The organism is Nostoc sp. (assembly GCF_036917275.1).
Taxonomy (GTDB): Bacteria; Cyanobacteriota; Cyanobacteriia; order Cyanobacteriales; family Nostocaceae; genus Nostoc.
The window spans coordinates 40,120-59,439 of record NZ_JBALDF010000041.1 but is presented as its reverse complement, the minus strand read 5'-3'; the positions used below and the strand labels follow the sequence as shown (position 1 = coordinate 59,439).

At 43.2% G+C, this 19,320-nt stretch carries 14 protein-coding genes; 12 read left to right on the top strand and 2 right to left on the bottom strand.

What is annotated here, in order from left to right; translation table 11 throughout:
• Positions 1–116 precede the first annotated feature (116 nt).
• Positions 117–3,125 (bottom strand): DUF1574 domain-containing protein, encoded by a 3,009-nt coding sequence (locus V7K35_RS15455; RefSeq protein WP_335080141.1) that lies wholly within the window; start codon positions 3,123–3,125, stop codon positions 117–119.
• 478 nt (positions 3,126–3,603) lie between these two features.
• Here V7K35_RS15455 and V7K35_RS15450 point away from each other — a divergent pair, with 478 nt between their 5' ends.
• From V7K35_RS15450 to V7K35_RS15415, 8 genes are all read left to right on the top strand, one after another.
• Entirely contained in the window at positions 3,604–3,840 is a 237-nt protein-coding gene (locus V7K35_RS15450) for a hypothetical protein (protein WP_335080140.1), read from the top strand.
• A gap of 102 nt (positions 3,841–3,942) precedes the next feature.
• Positions 3,943–7,017, top strand: a complete 3,075-nt coding sequence (gene ppc, locus V7K35_RS15445) for a phosphoenolpyruvate carboxylase (protein WP_335080139.1) — start codon at positions 3,943–3,945, stop codon at positions 7,015–7,017.
• A 73-nt stretch (positions 7,018–7,090) separates the two neighbouring features.
• Positions 7,091–7,345 carry a hypothetical protein gene (locus V7K35_RS15440; RefSeq protein WP_334794842.1) on the top strand — a complete coding sequence of 85 codons (255 nt, stop codon included), beginning with the start codon at positions 7,091–7,093 and terminating at the stop codon, positions 7,343–7,345.
• A gap of 66 nt (positions 7,346–7,411) precedes the next feature.
• A complete protein-coding gene (locus tag V7K35_RS15435; protein WP_335080138.1) occupies positions 7,412–7,717 on the top strand; it encodes a small RNA NsiR4-regulated ssr1528 family protein in 306 nt (101 codons plus the stop codon).
• 307 nt (positions 7,718–8,024) lie between these two features.
• Entirely contained in the window at positions 8,025–8,987 is a 963-nt protein-coding gene (locus tag V7K35_RS15430; protein WP_335080137.1) for an aldo/keto reductase, read from the top strand.
• A 789-nt stretch (positions 8,988–9,776) separates the two neighbouring features.
• On the top strand, positions 9,777–10,256 hold the full coding sequence (locus tag V7K35_RS15425) for a YbjN domain-containing protein (protein WP_335080136.1): 480 nt from the start codon (positions 9,777–9,779) through the stop codon (positions 10,254–10,256).
• A gap of 144 nt (positions 10,257–10,400) precedes the next feature.
• Complete coding sequence (locus V7K35_RS15420; protein ID WP_335080304.1) at positions 10,401–11,063, top strand: lipoate--protein ligase family protein; 663 nt, start codon at positions 10,401–10,403, stop codon at positions 11,061–11,063.
• A gap of 193 nt (positions 11,064–11,256) precedes the next feature.
• Positions 11,257–11,520, top strand: a complete 264-nt coding sequence (locus V7K35_RS15415) for a hypothetical protein (protein WP_335080135.1) — start codon at positions 11,257–11,259, stop codon at positions 11,518–11,520.
• Positions 11,521–12,128: 608 nt separating this feature from the next.
• On the opposite strand, the gene purH is transcribed toward V7K35_RS15415, so the two are convergent.
• Positions 12,129–13,673, bottom strand: a complete 1,545-nt coding sequence (purH, locus tag V7K35_RS15410) for a bifunctional phosphoribosylaminoimidazolecarboxamide formyltransferase/IMP cyclohydrolase (protein WP_335080134.1) — start codon at positions 13,671–13,673, stop codon at positions 12,129–12,131.
• A 770-nt stretch (positions 13,674–14,443) separates the two neighbouring features.
• On the opposite strand from purH, the gene V7K35_RS15405 reads away from it, so the two are divergent.
• The 4 genes from V7K35_RS15405 (at position 14,444) to coaBC (ending at position 19,126) form a co-directional block, all read left to right on the top strand.
• Positions 14,444–16,318: a beta strand repeat-containing protein gene (locus V7K35_RS15405; RefSeq protein WP_335080133.1), complete on the top strand. Its 1,875-nt coding sequence runs from the start codon at positions 14,444–14,446 to the stop codon at positions 16,316–16,318.
• 489 nt (positions 16,319–16,807) lie between these two features.
• The gene (locus tag V7K35_RS15400; protein WP_335080303.1) at positions 16,808–17,428 is read left to right on the top strand and encodes an alpha/beta hydrolase; all 621 of its coding nucleotides are present in this window, start codon (positions 16,808–16,810) and stop codon (positions 17,426–17,428) included.
• Between the two features lie 154 nt (positions 17,429–17,582).
• On the top strand, positions 17,583–17,795 hold the full coding sequence (isiD, locus tag V7K35_RS15395; RefSeq protein ID WP_190877921.1) for a protein IsiD: 213 nt from the start codon (positions 17,583–17,585) through the stop codon (positions 17,793–17,795).
• Between the two features lie 125 nt (positions 17,796–17,920).
• Positions 17,921–19,126 carry a bifunctional phosphopantothenoylcysteine decarboxylase/phosphopantothenate--cysteine ligase CoaBC gene (gene coaBC, locus V7K35_RS15390; RefSeq protein ID WP_335080132.1) on the top strand — a complete coding sequence of 402 codons (1,206 nt, stop codon included), beginning with the start codon at positions 17,921–17,923 and terminating at the stop codon, positions 19,124–19,126.
• The last annotated feature ends 194 nt before the right edge of the window (positions 19,127–19,320 follow it).

The following is a 19,320-nucleotide window of genomic DNA, read 5'->3' as shown; positions in this document are numbered from 1 at the left end:
GAGCACCGAGGTAAAGCGTAAAGCCTGCGGCATAGCTACGCTTAGGGCGCAGCCTCTCCAAGAGTTGTATTGAGGATTGGGCATTTGGTTATTTCCCCCCTTGCCCCCTCACTTCTCTACTTCGCTGGCCAAGGAATCATTGGATCATTAGCCAGCTTTTTGGAGACTTCGTAGGCTCCAAAGCGGTTGAGGTGACTGGGATCAGAAAAGTAGTCATTTAGTTTTGACCACTGTTGGCTCAAATCACGATAAATAAAGTTGGGATTAGTAGCCAAATGCAACATATATTGCTGAAATTCTTGCTCATATTGTGTACGCACTGGATCTAAATAATCTTCCGTCAGAGGCATGTTGACAAACACTAAGGAAATTTTCTGAGACTGGGTAAACTGAAGTACTTCTTGAAAGGCAGCATCTTGCTCTCCTTGTACCTGGAAAGATTTATAGTCGTTGTCGTAATTTCCGGGAACTCTAGAATGTTTTTGATAGTATCTAGCAGGATTGAAACGAATAGACAAAGGTAGAAAGCCATCAAAATCAACTGCTTGCTGGGAAGTACTTTCATCTGAAGTACCATCTGTTAGCTGTTTTTGTGATGTAACTGTCTGATTGCGACCAAGCATGAGCAGTTGTTTTTGCAGTAAACTTTTAATTTGGTCGCGGTTTTGGTAGCTACCAGAAAGAGATGCTAGAGCCTGATTTAACGAATGATTGACAGCTTCATAGGTGCTAATCTCCTGTTTTTCTTCTTTTATCTTTTGTTCTCCCGAACTTACCTGATTTTTGGGCGAATCATTGCTATTGGCAGTTAGTGGCGCTTTTTGGAATGCTTGTTTATAACCAGCTGATGCAGCGATGGATTTAAACGTAATATCCTCACGTCCACCGTTAAAAGCACGCGCACCATCTGCCCAGATAATTATTTTAGGCAGTTCTGATGGTTCCAGTACGTGGCGAATCACAAAGTCTACAACTTGTGCGGTAGCACCGTTGATCCCAAAGTTAAACACGTCAAGATTTGGATAGCCCTGAGTCGCTAAAGCTTTAGAAAGTGCTGCCGGATCTATTCCCCTGAGGGCGCGGGAGGAGCCAATAATCAACACATTTGGCGGACTACCAGTTCTAGCCAAACGCTGTTTATACAGTGCTAGTTGCTCGTCTAACTGCCTGACATTAAAACTTGGCATCTGCGATCGCGCTGCTAAAAGAATAGCTGTTGCGGTTGCCTTTTCCTTCAATGGTGCGGCTGCCAAATTCTTTGTCGGGGGATCATCACTTTGGGTAAATTCAGAAGCATTAAATACAGAACTCTGATTTGGAGGAGATTTTGTCTCGGAAGTGCTAGGAAAAAATGTCGGTTTCTGACTCTGAGTTTTCCCTGATATCAAAGATACATTTTGCCCAGAAGATGAAGACAAGACACTCGCTACTTTTGGCGTCGGCGTAGCCCAGGCAATAATTTGACCCAACACCCAATCAGTTTGGAGGGTAAGTAATAATCCCAGTGTCCCCCAAACCAGAGCAATCTTAAGTCCTTGAACATCTGGTTTATGTTCGGCTAACTGCTGGCTTTCGCTAAATAGCTGGCTTTTCAACAGGAATTTTTTCGCTGTTGCACTCGCCGTTACCATCCAATCTCGCGCTACTTCTGTGACAAAACTTTGAACTTCTTCTGTGGTTAAGTTGGGGCGCAAAATTGGTTCATTAGTCTCAGAGGTTACCAGATCGTTAACGTATTTAGAAGTAGCAGCAAATTCTGGGGTTGCTTCTGGGACTAAACGTTGGCGATGCTCAAGATCAACGCCATAGCTCCAAAAAGGTTCTTTATTCCCAGCCCGGCGACCGTAGACACGTACCCCCATAATACCGGGAATTTTTAGCTGGCGGATAAACTGCGTAACTTTGTTTGCTACTTGTTGACGCTCTGGACAAACTGGTGCATCACACATGATGTGCAATAAATCATTTTTGTTCAGCAGCAGTACGCGAATTCCACCTGTCAATAGCCGCCAATCCAGGTCAGGATTGAGTAAGCGTTCCAGTAAAAAAACGATCGCTGGTTGATCGCCAGTATTCGCCAAATCTAGCGGCGATGTGGCAAAGACGGGATGCTTTGCAGCAGGTAAAGCCAGCCAATCAATCCAAGTAGGTTGCTTGTCGCCTGCTTTTTGTCCGTATACGGTGGCGGCAAGAATGCCTTGGGGAGCGATCGCTTCTAGCTGAGGTAAAATCGCCTCTAAGCACACTACCTTGTCGGGGATTGGGGCAGTTCCTAAGGGATCAAAAGCTGGCGTACAAAAGATATGTAGGGTTGATTCTTTAACAGAAGTTTGGACAGCAACTTTTAACTCTGACAATACCTCAGTTAATAATCGAGCGATCGCTTGGACATCCCCCCAACGCGCCCACTCCTTAAGCATCACCTCTGGTGGCGTCAAATCTACTCGCAGCAGCCAGTCAGGGGCTGTTTCGCCGCTCACCTGGGAAACAATTATTGCATCTTGGTAGCCGGAAAGCTTCAGATAACGCAACTTCTGCGCTATCGGTTCAGCAAGCAACGATGCATCAGGGCTATAGCTCGACTGGCAAAATATCCATAGGCGATTTTCTTCCGGCTGAGAGTTCTTTGACTTATATGGCTTAATCTTTACTTGTACTGATACGCCTAATACACTTAAAGTTTCACTAAGATACCGGGCAATGGCTTCTGGGTTGCCTTGGCGTGCCAAACTTTCGTTAGAGACAATCAGCGCCCCACCCGATTGTTTTGATTTTTCCGAGTCTACTAGCAGTGCTTGCTGCACCTGCTCCAGATGCTTTTCTATCTGATTCAAGTAAACCCGATGGCACCATTTGGGGCGCTGTTCCCCTTTTCTCCGGCCGTAGACAAATACTTGATATATTGAGGGTTGTTCGTTGCTTGTGAGGATATCCAAGTTTGTTTGCTGTAGTGCTTGCAGCAAATCAGACAAAGTATGCCAACGCTGGGGACATTCTGTACCTTCACAAAGAATATGAAGGTCATTTCCCCGTAATCGGACTTTCACCCCGAAAGTGTTGATCCCTGTTGCTTGGCTTACCCATTGCACTAAGGATTGCTGGCGATCTGGTAATACTGTTTTCATCGGAAGTTAAATTTACAGGAAGCGATTGTTGGGGGATAGTGCCTGCACTTGTAAACTAGAAACATAGGTCTATCACACTGTGACGGTTTTTTTTAACAATTTTGTTACCTTCGTAGCTTACAAAATCGGACAAGATAGTCTTGTACAGGTTGCGAGTCTGACTAATGTTGAGTTTTGCGTTTATTTTACTAATAAGGAGTCATAAATTAGAAGTTAGGAGTTATGAGCAAAGCCGGAGACGCTCTGCCTCTGGTTAAGGGTTAAGAGCCAGGAGTCAGAATAATTCTATATGACTGGCTGATGACTTGTCCTTTAAAACTGGACTTGCGTCCCATTGCGCTAACGGCCCTGATGAGCGAAACAAACAACAAGCTTATCTCATTTAAACTCCGTCTTTTGATCATTGGAGTAATCCTAATTTCTAACTTTTAACTCCTAACTCCTTTTTACTCATAATTCCCATAACCAAAAATTAGCAATGCCTTCTGCCAACCAACAGCCCTCATCTAACCCCGCATCCAATCCGGATTTATTTAGCATTCCCCAGTCGTTCCTTTTACAAGTAGGTACAGCGTCTATATTACTGTTGCTCATTACAGGAAAAAATACAGTAAGAGCACTAGAAGCCATAGGGGAAGCCAGTGAAGAATTATTTCGAGGCGATCGCCTACCCATTCTCGACTTCCCAGAGGATCACGAAACTGATCAAACTTAAAAAATATACACCAAATAATTATCTGCTCAGGAACAACCGGATGAGCATTAGGTGTAAAACCTAGAAGCGTAAACAGTAATTAGCTTTACAACAATAGAGAATATGGGTTCCCTTTTATACTCTTCGTCTCAAACTGCGGATATATACCCGGTGTCGGAATTATTTTTACGTCATCGTCTCCAGGTAGTGGAAGAATTGTGGGAGTCAGTTCTCCGGCAAGAATGCGGTCAAAACATGGTAGACTTGTTGCGCCAGTTGCGCGATTTATGTTCACCAGAAGGACAAGCAAGAAATGACCAAGCATCCTCAGCCGTAAAATTGATTGAACAACTAAATATCAACGAAGCAATCCGCGCAGCTCGTGCTTTCGCTCTGTATTTTCAGTTGATTAACATCATAGAGCAGGAATATGAACAACGGCAGCAATTGAGTCGCTATGAGGCAGAAACAGAGGCTATAGCGCCAGAAACAGCATCAAATGTTAACTATTCCTCCAATCAAAGAGAAGATGACGCGCCTGTTAGCAGGGGAATAGCAGCAGAGTTGCTGAGAAAGAGTTATTTAGAAAAAGCGCCAGTCAAACCAAAAGGTACTTTCGCTGCCTTGTTTCCCTATTTATTCAAACTGAATGTACCACCCCAGCAAATTCAACGTCTAATTGCACATCTGGATGTGCGCTTAGTTTTCACAGCGCACCCGACAGAAATTGTTCGTCATACCATCCGAGATAAGCAGCGACAGGTGGTACAACTATTACAAAAACTGGATGCCTTGGAAAACCACTCTGGTAGCACACCAGGAGCATATCCTTGGGAAGCAGCAGATGTGCGCGAACAATTGCTCGAAGAAATTCGGCTGTGGTGGCGCACAGACGAACTTCACCAGTTCAAACCCACTGTGCTGGATGAAGTAGATTATGCCCTACACTACTTCCAAGAAGTTTTATTTGATGGCATCCCCCAACTGTATAAACGTTTCAAACACACCCTATCCAATACCTTTCCTTGGCTAGAACCACCGAGTAAAAACTTTTGCTCTTTCGGCTCCTGGGTAGGCTCAGACAGGGATGGGAACCCATCAGTCACACCAGAAATCACCTGGCAGACAGCTTGTTATCAGCGCAAAATGGTGCTGGGGAGATATATTCAATCAGTGAAAAATCTGATTGAATTATTGAGTGTGTCGATGCACTGGAGTGATGTCTTACCAGATTTGCTGGAATCTCTAGAGTTGGATCAGTCCCAGTTGAGTGAGGTATACGATGCACTGGCGCTGCGTTATCGACAAGAACCGTATCGGCTGAAACTGGCTTATGTACTGAAACGGCTAGAAAATACTCGCGATCGCAATCTAGCCTTGTACAATCGGGAAACGCCAAAAAATCAAGATAGTCCCCTGTATCTTTCGGGAGCCGATTTTTTAGCAGAACTGCGGATGATTCAGCGCAACTTAACAGAAACAGGTTTAAGCTGTCGAGAATTAGAAAATCTGATCTGTCAGGTAGAAATTTTTGGTTTTAACTTGACACAGCTAGATATTCGCCAAGAATCATCTCGCCACGCCGATGCGCTCAATGAGATCCTAGAATACCTGCAAATATTACCTCAACCTTACAACGAACTATCTGAGGAGCAAAGAGTCGCTTGGCTCACAGGAGAACTGCAAACCCGGCGGCCGTTAATTCCGGCAGAATTGCCATTTTCCGAAAAAACCAACGATGTAATTGAAACCTTTCGCGTCGTGCGATCGCTACAACAAGAATTTGGTGTCAACATCTGCCAAACTTACATTATCAGCATGTGCCGCGACGTGAGCGACGTGCTGGAAGTACTACTGTTAGCCAAAGAAGCCAGACTTTTTGACCCCGCTATTGCTGTGGGAACTATTCAAGTTGTCCCCCTATTTGAGACAGTAGAAGATTTACAACGCTCCAGAAGCGTTATGCAAAAACTGTTTGAACTCCCGTTATATCGGGCTTTGTTAGCCGGCGGCTACGAACAGACAGTAGAGGATGCCGATGAAAATTCATCCTCCCCTGCCTCCCCTGCCTCTTCCTCCCCCCTCTCCTTTAACTTGCAAGAAGTGATGCTGGGGTATTCTGATAGCAACAAAGACTCTGGTTTTTTAAGCAGCAACTGGGAAATTCATAAAGCTCAAAAATCACTGCAAGAAATAGCAGAAAACTATGATCTAAATTTGCGGATTTTTCACGGACGCGGCGGTTCTGTGGGACGGGGTGGGGGCCCTGCTTACGAGGCGATTTTGGCTCAACCGGGTCATAGTATCAATGGGCGAATCAAGATTACCGAACAAGGAGAAGTTTTAGCTTCCAAATACTCCTTGTTGGACTTGGCTTTGTACCACATGGAAACCATTACCACTGCTGTGATTCAAGCTAGCCTGCTGCGGACAGGGTTTGATGATATTGAACCCTGGAATGAGATTATGGAAGAATTAGCAGCGCGATCGCGTCAACATTATCGGGCTTTAATCTACGAACAGCCTGATTTTGTTGACTTCTTCCACCAAGTAACCCCAATTGAAGAAATTAGCCAGTTACAAATTAGTTCCCGTCCAGCCCGACGCCCATCTGGTAAAAAAGATTTAAGTAGTTTGCGAGCTATTCCTTGGGTATTTAGCTGGACACAAACCCGCTTTTTGCTGCCTTCCTGGTACGGCGTTGGCACAGCTGTGCAAAACTTCTTGAACGAAGAACCAGAAGAACACTTGAAATTGCTACGTTACTTTTACGTTAAGTGGCCCTTCTTCAAGATGGTGATTTCTAAGGCCGAAATGACCTTGGCAAAAGTTGACATGCAAATGGCACACCACTACGTCCAAGAATTGTCAAAACCAGAAGATCAGGTTCGTTTTGCCAAGGTTTTTGAGCAAATTGCTAGCGAGTTCTATCTTACAAGGGATTTGGTCTTAAAAATCACCGATCACAATCGACTATTAGATGGTGATCCTGTCTTACAACGATCTGTGCAGTTACGCAATGGCACGATTGTCCCTTTGGGATTTATCCAAGTTTCCCTGCTCAAGCGCCTACGGCAGTCCCTAAATACTACTGCTACTTCTGGAGTCATCCACTCTCGTTACAGCAAAGGCGAGTTACTGCGAGGAGCATTGTTAACTATTAATGGGATTGCAGCCGGGATGAGAAATACAGGTTGAACCACTGCATGGAGTCATTTGTCATTAGTCCTTAGTCCTTGGTAATCTTCAAATGACAAATGACAAATGACAAATGATTAAAAACAGAGTTTTAATTTGCACTTTTTTGGCGCTGTCATCAGGTTTTTTTGGTGCTTACACCAGTGGCCAAATCACCATCATGCTGCATAGCCAAAAGTGCCAAAACCAACCTTGGGGTTTAAAGGAGATGTGCAACGCTTGGATCACACCAGGAGCAATATGGCAAGGTAGCACAACAGGACTATGGACAGGAACTATTTTAGGGGCATTTGTTGGTGGCTTGGTAACGCGACAAGTTCGTGATTAATCTCGGTGGGAAAAAGGTGTCAGCAAGGCTGGTAAAATCTACCCATAGCCTTAAGAACAAATCACCATGCCTACCGAAACTAACCCAGGGAATCAAACTACCACAGGTGCTGATGCTATTGATGAAGCGATCGCACAGGGAATTGATTTTGATGGTTCTCCCATTCCGCCTGCCAAGCTAGAACTTTATAGTAAAGTCATGGCGCTAGAAGGCAATAGACAGCGCAGTGGCGTATCTAATACTATGCGATCGCGCATTGTGCGAATTGGTGCAAAACACATTCCCCAAGCAGAACTCGACCAATTACTCGTAGATGCTAGTTTCGCACCCCTAAAAGAGAAAGAAATTGCCTTTTTCTATAGTGGTAAATAAAGTTAGAAGTTAGGAGTTAGGAGTTCGTTGAGATAAGATACTCTAGCGATGTCTGGCGACAAACTCTGACACTCCTTTGCACAGCGTAATGCTGTTAATTCCCTACCGCCACACGTCTGGGGTTAACACATCAATTCAACTTTCTACCTCACACATCCCAAATTGCCATCTGTATTTTGGCTTCTTGAGTTTTTTCCTATTGCGTCGAAAAGTGTATCTTCAGCAAGATATTGTCAACTTTGCCTTGTGTTTGAATTGGCAGGTGGCTATATGTACTTAATTAATAGCTGAAAGACTTGGAGAACACATGTCAGAAACTACGTCAAATTCAGAAATGCTATACCGAGTTCTCGGCAGTACAGGAGAGAAAGTTTCTGCGATTGGACTAGGTGGTTGGCACATTGGCTTGAAATACGTTGATGAGCAACTGGCTATCCGAATTGTTAGAACAGCCATTGATCGCGGCATCACCTTTATGGATAACTGTTGGGATTACAACGATGGAGTCAGCGAGATTCGCATGGGAAAAGCGCTGCGCGATCGCTATCGAGATAAAGTATTCTTGATGACGAAAATCGATGGCCGCTCTAAGAAAGAAGCAGCAAGACAACTAGACGAATCACTTCAACGCCTACAAGTTGATTACATCGATCTTGTGCAACACCATGAAATCATTCGGTACGAAGACCCACATCGAGTTTTCTACAAAGAAGGGGCGAATGCTGCCTTGATTGAGGCGCAAGAAGCCGGCAAACTCCGATACATTGGCTTCACTGGGCATAAAGACCCGTATATTCATTTGCACATGCTGGAAGTTGCAGCCACTTATGGGTTTAAATTTGATACGGCTCAGATGCCGCTCAATGTGATGGATGCCCACTACCGAAGCTTTGCAAAGCTGGTTGTGCCAGAACTGGTGAAACAAAACATCGGCGTTCTGGGGATGAAAAGCTTGGCAAACGGTATTCTTTTACGGTCAAATACTGTAACGCCAATTGAGTGTTTACAATATTCTTTGAATCTGCCCACATCGGTTGTGATTACCGGAATTGATAGCATGGAGATTCTAGAGCAAGCGTTTGAAGCAGTGCGGACGTTCCAGCCAATGAACGACGAGCAGGTGCGATCGCTCTTAGCAAAAACGGCAGAAGCAGCATCACGCGGCGAGTTTGAGCCTTTCAAAACCTCATCAGTTTTCGATGGCACTGCCCAAAATCCAGATTGGCTGGGAGAGGAGCCACAGCGCCTCCAGGAATTCATGCCAGCGTAGCAGAGTAGATTGCATTAGTTGACACAACTGGTTTAAAACTGGGGAATTTGTTGCTTTTTCAATTGCTTTGTAATAAACCAGTGCTAGAGTCTCAACCATGATCACGGAAGTTGTCCAATCTTCATCGTTGGGATTGCATAGCGTATTTTCCGAAACAGTGTGCCGCCCCAGTTACGCTGTAAACAAGGTACTTAGGAAGGTTTCTTAACCTTCCTAAGTACAGCATTTCATTCATTCATAGTGAATTAAATTTGGCAATACCTTGCAATGTTAATGCGTCCCTCTGCAATGTTAATGCGTCGGCTGCAATGTCAATGCGTCCCTCTACAATGTCAATGCGTCCCTCTACAATGTTAATGCGTCGGCTGCAATGTTAATGCGTCCCTCTGCAATGTTAATGCGTCGGCTGCAATGTTAATGTGTCCCTCTGTAATACCAATGCGTCCCTCTGCAATGTTAATGTGTCCCCCTGCAATGCCAATGCATCAAGATGCATTAAAAACGCCACGCTTTTACGCAAAACTGTACTAAGTCGCCTCCATGACGTTGTTGTTCTTTGATGAATAGTTAAATCACATCAACATATTTGGGATCTTTGATGTGCATAGTTTTTAGCAGCAGCCAGCAAGGGCAAAAACTGACTTTAAACCTCTTAGACTGTAATTGCGATCGCAGCCCCACACTTTGGGCATTTGGAAAGTAACCGCAAAAGGAAGCTTAAACTAACTGCCTCCACAAGCTATAAAGTATGTGTAGATCAAACAGCGAGATGTTGAGAAAAAAATCTGTATGACAAGCCATCAAGAAACCCTAACTAGTAACGAATCCGTCAATGAGCTAATCGCCGAGACGAAAAGTATTAACCATCTGGAAGTAATTGAAAATGTCATCGACTCTTTGGAACAAGATGACAGTGCGATGGTTAACCACACTCCAGAGGGTGGTTATCACTGGAAGTTTAAATATGGAAGTGTGGAAGTATTTGTCCAACTCAACGGCACAAGCGATGAAGACACTATAACGGTTTGGTCTGCGGTGCTAAATTTACCTGCTAAAAATGAACCTAAGTTGATGCGGTATCTTTTGGAGTTGAATTGCTCTAGTACTTTTGAAGCGCGTTTTGGTATTATTGAAAACCGAGTGGTTGTGATCTCAACACGCACCTTAGCAGAGTTATCTCCTGGTGAAGTGTCTCGGCTGATTACCATTGTGGCAACCATCGCTGATAATAACGATGAAGCTTTACAATCAGAATTTGGTGCAACTTGACTAATCGCTTCGCTTCAGTTATGAGTTATGAGTGCTGAATTATATAAATTTTTTAATTCAAAACTCCTAACTCCCAACTCCTAACTCTTGAATTCTAAAGTGTGGCGACTAATTCCTTTGCTAGAGGCGGGTGGCAATGTGCAAATGGCAATTGACCGCTGGTTACTAGAACAGCACCAGTCTGGACATCCGCCAACTCTGCGCTTTTATACTTGGTCGCCACCTGCGATTTCTCTCGGCTATCATCAACGCCAATACCCTGAATATTGGCAACATTTAACTTGGCAAGGGCAAAAACTGGATTTAGTGCGGCGTCCTAGCGGAGGGCGGGCGGTGCTACACCAAGGTGATTTAACTTATGCTGTAGTAACATCTGGACTGGTGGGTAGTCGCGTTCAGGTATACGAAAAAATTTGTGAGTTTTTGATTCAAGGCTGGCGATCGCTCGGCGTAGAATTAGATTACGGTACGGCTGGGCGAGGTTACATCCACAACCCTAACTGTTTTAGCACCGCTACCAGTGCAGATTTAGTTTTGCCAGATGGTGCCAAACTTATTGGTAGCGCTCAACTGCGACGTGGTGGGGTAATTTTGCAACATGGTTCTATCCGTTTGCAACCGGATGCTGAACTGTTCACTCAAGTATTTGGTGCAGAATCTTTTACGACTATACAACTGCCTCAAAGTCTGAGTGTAGAAAAAATTATTGCAGCTTTAATTGCCGCAGCTAATAATTGTTTTGATATGCAGATAGAGGTGAAACCCCTCTCCTCATCTGAGTGGGAAGCAATTTTGGAGCAACTTTAGCAACGTAACGATGCTAACGTTGCAGTGTTAGCGTCGGCGTAAGGCACCAAATCAAATTACAGTCTTTATTGAACATATTAACTACTTTAAATCATTTGTACAGGGTGATATTCCAATTTATGATTGGCATACTTGGTTTAATAAATATGCACCTCAGCTATTTTCAAATATAAAGCGTTTAGATTATCTGCGTTTGAAATTTTACCCTCTAGAACACTTGTGTAAAATTTTAGATAAATACGGCATTAGTTACAAAAAGCGGGAACGCTGCTATAAGTGTAGCGATGTATTATTCCAGGCAATTCCCGGTATAACAATTAAAGAAGAAATCATAACCTTCGCCCAAAACGCCAAGTTTAATGCAACAGAAAAAATACCTGAAGAAGCTTGGATGCATCCGGGTATGCACTGTCCAAATTGTGGTTTTACTATTTTTCACAGTTATAAAATTGACTAATTAATTTTATTGGTTAGTGTAGTGCATTCGGCGTTGAGTCAGCCGATTGATTTGCACCTGAATTTCTAGTTTTGTAGGTGATTATCTCAAAAACTCTAGCGCATGTGCAAGAAAATTTTCTGCATACCAATTAAAAAATGCCTGGGAGTGTTGCCGTGTTTCCACCCCAGGCATCTTTTATTCTTAACTTGCTCCTCACACAAATATAAGCTATCACTATATCTATCAAAAGGCAAGTATATTGAGTGACACTTTCTAAACTGCACCACTAATCCAATTTTTAAATACCAATTAAAAAATGCCTGGGAGTGTTGCCGTGTTTCCACCCCAGGCATCTTTTATTCTTAACTTGCTCCTCACACACTAATATAAGATATCACTATATCTATCAAAAGGCAAGTATATTGAGTGATACTTTCTAAACTGGACTACTAATCCAATTTCTAAATACTAATTAAAAAGCGCTTGGGAGTGTTGCCGTGTTTCCACCCCAGGCGCTCTTTATTTATAACTTACTCCTCACACACGATTAGACAATATCACTAACTCAATCAGAAAGCAAGGATATTGTGTGACACTTTCTAAACTGCACACGTGATGGGCAATAATTAGTGTAAAAAGTGACGTACACCCGTGAATACCATCACCAAACCCAGTTCGTTAGCAGCAATGATAGAATCTTGATCGCGCAAACTTCCCCCTGGTTGGACAAGGGCTGTAATTCCGGCTGCTGCGGCTGTTCTGACTGAATCATCAAATGGGAAGAATCCATCGCTGGCTAGAATTGCATCTTTGGCTTTTTCTCCAGCTTGTTCTAGGGCAATTTTAACTGAGCCGACGCGGTTCATTTGACCAGCACCTACTCCTAGTGTAGTGCGATCGCCACTGACAACAATGGCATTAGATTTAACGTGTTTGCAAACTTTCCAAGCAAACAGCAATTCGGCTAATTCGCTAGCGGTGGGTTGACGTTCGGTAACTACTTGCCATTGATTGGTATCAGCAATAACATCATCACTAGATTCGACAAGGAAACCACCTGCGATCGCTTTCACTGTATCCTTAGGGCCACTGCTCAAATCAGATAGAGTTAAAACCCGCACGTTAGATTTTTTGCCAAGGATTTCTTGCGCGTCCGCTTCACAACTTGGTGCAACGACACATTCTAAAAATGTTTTAATTAACTCTTTAGCTGTTGCCGCATCAATCGGACGGTTGAGTGCGACAATCCCACCAAAGGCAGAAGTAGAATCAGCATTGAAAGCTTTTTGGTAAGCTTCAGAAATACTGCTTCCCAGTGCCGTACCACAGGGATTTGTATGTTTGATAATCGTTGCTGCTGGGGTATCAGTGAATTCAGCAATAATTCGGCGTGCTGCTTCTAAATCAACTAAGTTATTGTAACTAAGTTCTTTGCCTTGCAGTTTTGTAGCGGCTGTCCATCCCGTTGGGGTAGTACCAGTTTGATACCAGGCGGCGGGTTGATGGGGGTTTTCGCCGTAACGCAGAGATTGCAATTGTGTGCCGTTAAGGGTATGATGCTGCGCCTCTGCGAGATAAGATGCGAACTGACAAGTCAGCGCTTGCGCTATCGCTTGATCATAACTAGCAGTATGCGAAAATCCTTTTAATGCCGCCTTTTGCCGAAACTCTAGGGATGCTTCGCCGTTATTTTGGCGCAATTCTTCCAAATACTCATCATACTGTGCTGGATCGCATAATACAGCGAGATGGGCGAAGTTTTTCGATGAAGCGCGTAGCATTGCTGGCCCACCGATATCAATTTGCTCAACAGCTTGGGATAATGTCACCCCTGGTTTAGCGATCGTTTCCTCGAAAGGATATAAATTCACCACCACTAAATCAATCGGGCGAATTTGGTTATTTTCTAAATCTGTAATATCTTGGGGAACATCTCGCCGGACCAAAATCCCGCCATGAATCCGGGGATGCAGCGTTTTGACTCGGCCACCTAAAATTTCTGGAGAACCTGTGTAATCTGCAACTTTGGTAACAGGGAGTCCTGCATCTTTGAGGGCTTGGGCTGTTCCCCCACTGCTGATTAAATCAAAGTCGAATTCTTCAACCAAGCTACGGGCGAGGTCAATTAAACCAGTTTTGTTAGATACACTCAGCAGGGCTAGACGCGCCATTGATCAATTCCTTAAAAGTAGGCTGGGAGCGAAGGATCTCAAGTTTTGCATAAGCCTCGCTTCACTTCAAGAGTATTAGGAATTATTCTGAAATCTGGTAGTGGCGTGACAACAATAAGTGATTGACAGGTTCTCCCTAACTCCTTTGACATTGAACAGTTTAGGCTAGAAAAGCAAATAATATGAAGAGTATGCAAAGATATTCATTTAAATCTAGACATCTAAGTAAAAATTCGGTATATGTTTATTGTCAGGTTATTTAGATATTTTCTGTTTTTAAGTTAAACATCAGCGGCAATAGCCTAGAACCAAGGCATAGAGATTCCTGCTCTTATGCCCTGCCAAGTATTTCCTCTTTTCAAGCTAGTAAGACTTACGCATTGACAAACCAACTAAATTGCGGGCTGTGGTTTTCAGGCATTCAAGCTTGATTTTTAGATTATTTTTCAGCGGTACTTACGGTTTTTACTGGCCTGGGCTACTGATGAAGGATGATTGAAATACTCCTGAAACTAGTTGTTTTTGTGAATCCACACGCTCATGAATTTGTACAGCGCTTAAGACTTAGATAGTCCTAGATTGGTTAGATAAGTACTACTTGCAAGCCAATCAAAAGGGGAATCTTCAAAGAAAAATTTCTAATCCTCAAGAGTCACATGAAAGAATGTCGAAACGTCAACATTTGGCGAATTTTTGTGTACTCAAACAGCATTAACTGTAACTTGAGAACTTAATTTACTCAAAACAATCGATTTAGGTAGAAAAAAGTTATGGCAAATATCATTGGAACCGACGGGAATGATACCCTACTGGGCACTAACAGCGACGATACAATTAATGGTAACGGTACTACTACTCCAGCTAATGAGAACAACGATATTCTGACTGGTGGTGGTGATGATTACTTGATTGTTAACTTTTCAAAAGGCAATAACCTGCTGAATGGTGGTGACGGCAACGATACGTTCTCCAAGAACTACAGTGGCAATGATACGATAGATGGAGGTAAAGGTGACGATTTGTTGTCCTATGACAGCGATGGTTTCTACGCTATTACCGGGGGAATCACTTCGACTTTTAATCCTACTACTAACATTGGCTCAATTAAGCTAGGCACGAACCAGGTTAGCTACAAAAATATCGAACAATTAAATATCTCAGGTACATCCTACGATGACAATATTGTAGGGAGCAACGGCAGTGATGCGCTTGGTGCAGGCGGTAATGGCAATGACACTATATATGGGGGAATAGGTGACGATTTGTTGCTCGTCTATAACAGCAATGCTACCGGAAGAATTTCTTCGATAGATGGGGGAATAGGTGACGATTTGTTGCTCGTCTATAACAGTTCTGCTAGCGGGGGAGTTACGACGACATTCAATCCTACTACTAATATTGGCTCAATTAAGGCAGGCAAGAGTCAAGTTAATTACAAGAATATAGAGCGATTAAATATCTCAGGTACATCCTACGATGACTTGATTGTGGGCAACAATGGCAACGATACGCTCGATCCGGGCGGGAATGGAAATGATACTATAGATGGGGGAAAAGGTGACGATTTGTTGAGCTTTTATACCTATGCTAGCGAGGGAATCACAACTACATTCAATGCTATTACTAATGTTGGAACAATTACGGCAGGCACGACGAATCGGGTTAGCTACAAGAATATCGAGCAATTAAATATCTCAGGTACATCCTACGATGACTTGATTGTGGGGAGCAATGGCAATGATACGCTCGATCCGGGCAGCAATGGCAGCAATGGCAATGATACGATAGATGGGGGCACAGGTGACGATTTGTTGTCCTATACCCCCAATGGTGGCCCGGGAATCACTTCAACTTTCGATGCTACCACTAATACTGGCTTAATTACGACGGAAATAAATCGGGTTAGCTACAAGAATATTGAACGATTAAATATCTCAGGTACAGAGTTCGATGACAATATTGTGGGCAGCAATGGCAACGATAGGATAATAGAAAACTTTACTTTCTCTGCTGGGTTTCGTGATCTTGTAACCATTGAGGTTATTGATGGCAATGACACAATAGATGGAGGTAAAGGTGACGATTTATTGATCGTCCATGACGGGGGTGGTAGCAAGGGAATCACTTCAGCTTTCAATGCCACCACTAACTCTGGCTCAATTACGGATGGCACGAATCGGGTTAGCTACAAAAATATCGAACGGTTAGATATTATAGGTACAAATTTCGACGACTTGATTGTGGGCAGCAATGGGGATGATACTCTCGACGGTAGTAATGGCAATGATATCCTCATAGGCGGCAAGGGTAATGATAGCCTAATTGGAGGATCTGGTACTGATACCTTTGCTTTCAATAGTTTCAATCAAGGCATTGATAGACTTGATGACTTCAAAGCGACTAATGAACTCATTCAAGTAACGGCTGATGGTTTTGGCGGCGGGTTATCAATCGGTTCACTTAAGACAAGTCAGTTTACCCTCGGAGCATCTGCAACCACTAGCACTCAGCGATTTATTTACAACAATATTACAGGTGCATTGTTCTTTGATAAAGATGGCAGTGCAAGTGCCTTTACTCAGGTACAATTTGCACAATTATCGGCTGGGTTGTCACTAACCAAAAACAATTTTGCAGTTGTTTAATCGTGATTAACGCTCTATCACTCTAGGAGGATGTTTTAAAAGTCCTCTAAGTGAAGAGCAAAACATTTTAGATACCCCTAAATCCATGCCACTTACTCATGGAGAAACCCCCAAGTGGAGCGACTGGTGTGGGCTAGGGGGGATTGAATAAGTGCCTAAAGCACCAGCGTCTTGAGCAAAAAACAAGTCGGTACTAGCCTTTTTTGTAGGTTTTCTTGCCTGCGACTTCGTGAGAGGATTGACCCAGTATTTAAACAAAGCTTAAGCATACTGTTTTTAAATACATCATAGATCCTCAATTCCATCGGAGTGGCTAACAGTGGTAAATAGTGAACTGAAGAATAAAGTAGCCTTGATTACTGGCGCAAATAAGGGTCTATGACTGGAGATGAGTCGTCAACTGGGACAACATGGATTGACGATTCTGAATACTAAGTCTACTTCAAGAGATAGGATCTACTAAAAGAGTAGGATTTTAGGAGTAAACCTCTGTCTTTACAAGCTATTACCGTTTCTACAGCAAGTTCTCAACCCCCCGTAGGCTTAATTGTCACTTTGCATGGTTGGGGAGCTAATGCTAAGGATGTAGCATCTTTGTTACCTTTGATCAACTTACCTGATTACCAGTTTGTATTACCTGATGCACCTTTTCCTTATCCCTATTCCCCTGTAGGGAGGGCATGGTATGACCTACGGGTGGAGAATATGTATCAAGGGTTGGCAGAAAGTCGGCAACTGCTAACTGATTTCTTGCAATCTTTAGAAAGCAGCACTGGTGTACCTTTGTCACGCACCATTTTAAGTGGATTTTCTCAAGGCGGAGCAATGACTTTAGATGTCGGCTCAAAATTACCCCTAGCAGGTTTAGTTGTGATGAGTGGGTATTTACATCCTGATGCATTAACAGCAGCTAAAAGTGGGATTCCGCCGACTTTAATTACTCATGGTAGATATGATGAAGTTGTACCACTGCAAGCAGCTTTGAAGGCACAAGAAACTCTAAAGTCTCTAGGAGTGGCAGTAAAATACCACGAATTTGACATGGGGCATGAGATAAATCCACAAACGTTAGAGGTACTACGGAATTTTATTGTGAATACAATTAGCTAGTCAGGATTACGAATTTTTTATGAATTCTGGTATAAATGCTGAAAATTTTCATGAAATCAATGACCTCTAATGAGTAAGATATATAGGGTGGCTGCGTTCAGCGCAACTTAACCCATGCTGAAGGCGAGTGCTGCATAAGGGAGGGGCGAGCATTATGACAACTCTAAGCATTTCCAAGAAAGAAATTGCTGCCATGACTGCGGCAGAAGTAGAAGAACTGGCTACACGTCTGGAGCTAGATAATTATAGTAATGCTTTTGAGGGTTTGAATGATTGGCATTTATTGCGAGCGATCGCATTTCAGCGTCCAGAGTTAGTTGAACCCTATATCTACCTCTTAGACTTGGAACCCTACGATGAAGCGTAGTTGAGAGTTAGGAGTTAGGAGTTAGGAGAGACGCGATTAATCGCATCTGTACAGGAGTTAAGACTTGGAAATTAATATTCGTAACTACTTGCTCCTAAGTTACTACTTACTCCTAACTTTTTACCATGACTAATCCAAAATTGAACAGGGTTCTAATTGGAGTATGTGGCGGTATCGCCGCATACAAAATTTGTGAACTAGTTTCGACGCTGTTTAAAACTGGGGTGGAAATCCGAGTCATCCTTACCCGTTCGGCGCAAGAATTTATCACCCCTCTGACAATAGCCACTCTATCCCGTCATGCAGCCTACACAGATGACAATTTCTGGCAACCAACTCACTCTCGTCCATTGCATATTGAGTTGGGTGAATGGGCAGATGTCATGGTAATTGCCCCCTTGACAGCTAATACATTAGCAAAATTAGCCTGCGGGATGGCTGATAATTTACTCACAAATACCGTACTGGCTTCTACTTGTCCCGTTCTGTTAGCACCTGCAATGAATACAGATATGTGGGAACAGCTATCAGTGCAGCGAAATTGGCAACAGCTATTGATAGATAGCCGATATCATGGGATGAGTACAGCATCGGGTTTATTAGCGTGCGATCGCATCGGTGCTGGTAGATTAGCAGAACCTACAGAAATTTTGGCTCACATCCAATCGTTATTACACACTCAAGGCAAACGAGATTTAGTCGGTAAACGAGTCTTAATTAGTGCTGGGGGAACGCGAGAGTTTCTTGACCCAGTGAGGTTTATTGGTAATCCTTCCACAGGTAAAATGGGATTAGCTTTAGCGCAAGCCGCACTTCACCGAGGCGCAAATGTAACTCTGGTGCATGGCCCAGCTAATTGGGATGTACCATTGGGAGTGCAGGCAATTCCTGTGATTAGTGCCGAGCAAATGCAGCACATCATGGTGGAGTGTTTACCCAATGCTGATGTAATTGTGATGTCAGCAGCCGTGGCAGATGTGAAGCCACGAGATTATAGTACAGAGAAATTGCCCAAGCGATCGCTCCCCCAAGCCTTACCCTTGGAACCTGTACCGGATATAATCGCCCAATTAGCAAAACTCAAACAGCCGCATCAGATATTAGTTGGCTTTGCTGCACAAACTGGAGATATTGTCAACCCTGCATTAGAAAAGTTACAGAGTAAAAAATTAGATGCTATTGTAGCCAATCCGATTGATCAACCTGATAGTGGTTTTGGTAGCGATAATAATCAAGCCATATTTTTAGATAGTCAAGGAAATCAGCTAGTGATCGCACCTTGTTCTAAATTAGAAATGGCGCATCATTTATTTGATTTTCTCATCTCCTAATTTTAGATTTTCAATTTTGGATAATGGAATTGAATTATTGAAAATCTAAAATTTAAAAGGTCTGTTCGCCTAGCATCTAGAAGAGTTTCCCCGAATTTCAATGCGAGAACAAATCTAAAATCCTGTTGAGTAAAATTCTTTACTTAGTTTTTAATGCATCCCCATGCATTGGCATTGTAAAAGGACGCATTAAC

What these genes read in the sequence shown, in the direction of transcription:
- V7K35_RS15425 (WP_335080136.1), top strand. Translation starts at nt 9,777, where the DNA reads ATGACAAGCCATCAAGAAACCCTAACTAGTAACGAATCCGTCAATGAG.
- ppc (WP_335080139.1), top strand. Translation starts at nt 3,943, where the DNA reads ATGGGTTCCCTTTTATACTCTTCGTCTCAAACTGCGGATATATACCCG.
- purH (WP_335080134.1), bottom strand. Translation starts at nt 13,673, where the DNA reads ATGGCGCGTCTAGCCCTGCTGAGTGTATCTAACAAAACTGGTTTAATT.
- V7K35_RS15450 (WP_335080140.1), top strand. Translation starts at nt 3,604, where the DNA reads ATGCCTTCTGCCAACCAACAGCCCTCATCTAACCCCGCATCCAATCCG.
- isiD (WP_190877921.1), top strand. Translation starts at nt 17,583, where the DNA reads ATGACAACTCTAAGCATTTCCAAGAAAGAAATTGCTGCCATGACTGCG.
- V7K35_RS15435 (WP_335080138.1), top strand. Translation starts at nt 7,412, where the DNA reads ATGCCTACCGAAACTAACCCAGGGAATCAAACTACCACAGGTGCTGAT.
- V7K35_RS15440 (WP_334794842.1), top strand. Translation starts at nt 7,091, where the DNA reads ATGATTAAAAACAGAGTTTTAATTTGCACTTTTTTGGCGCTGTCATCA.
- V7K35_RS15455 (WP_335080141.1), bottom strand. Translation starts at nt 3,125, where the DNA reads ATGAAAACAGTATTACCAGATCGCCAGCAATCCTTAGTGCAATGGGTA.
- V7K35_RS15430 (WP_335080137.1), top strand. Translation starts at nt 8,025, where the DNA reads ATGTCAGAAACTACGTCAAATTCAGAAATGCTATACCGAGTTCTCGGC.
- coaBC (WP_335080132.1), top strand. Translation starts at nt 17,921, where the DNA reads ATGACTAATCCAAAATTGAACAGGGTTCTAATTGGAGTATGTGGCGGT.
- V7K35_RS15405 (WP_335080133.1), top strand. Translation starts at nt 14,444, where the DNA reads ATGGCAAATATCATTGGAACCGACGGGAATGATACCCTACTGGGCACT.
- V7K35_RS15420 (WP_335080304.1), top strand. Translation starts at nt 10,401, where the DNA reads ATGGCAATTGACCGCTGGTTACTAGAACAGCACCAGTCTGGACATCCG.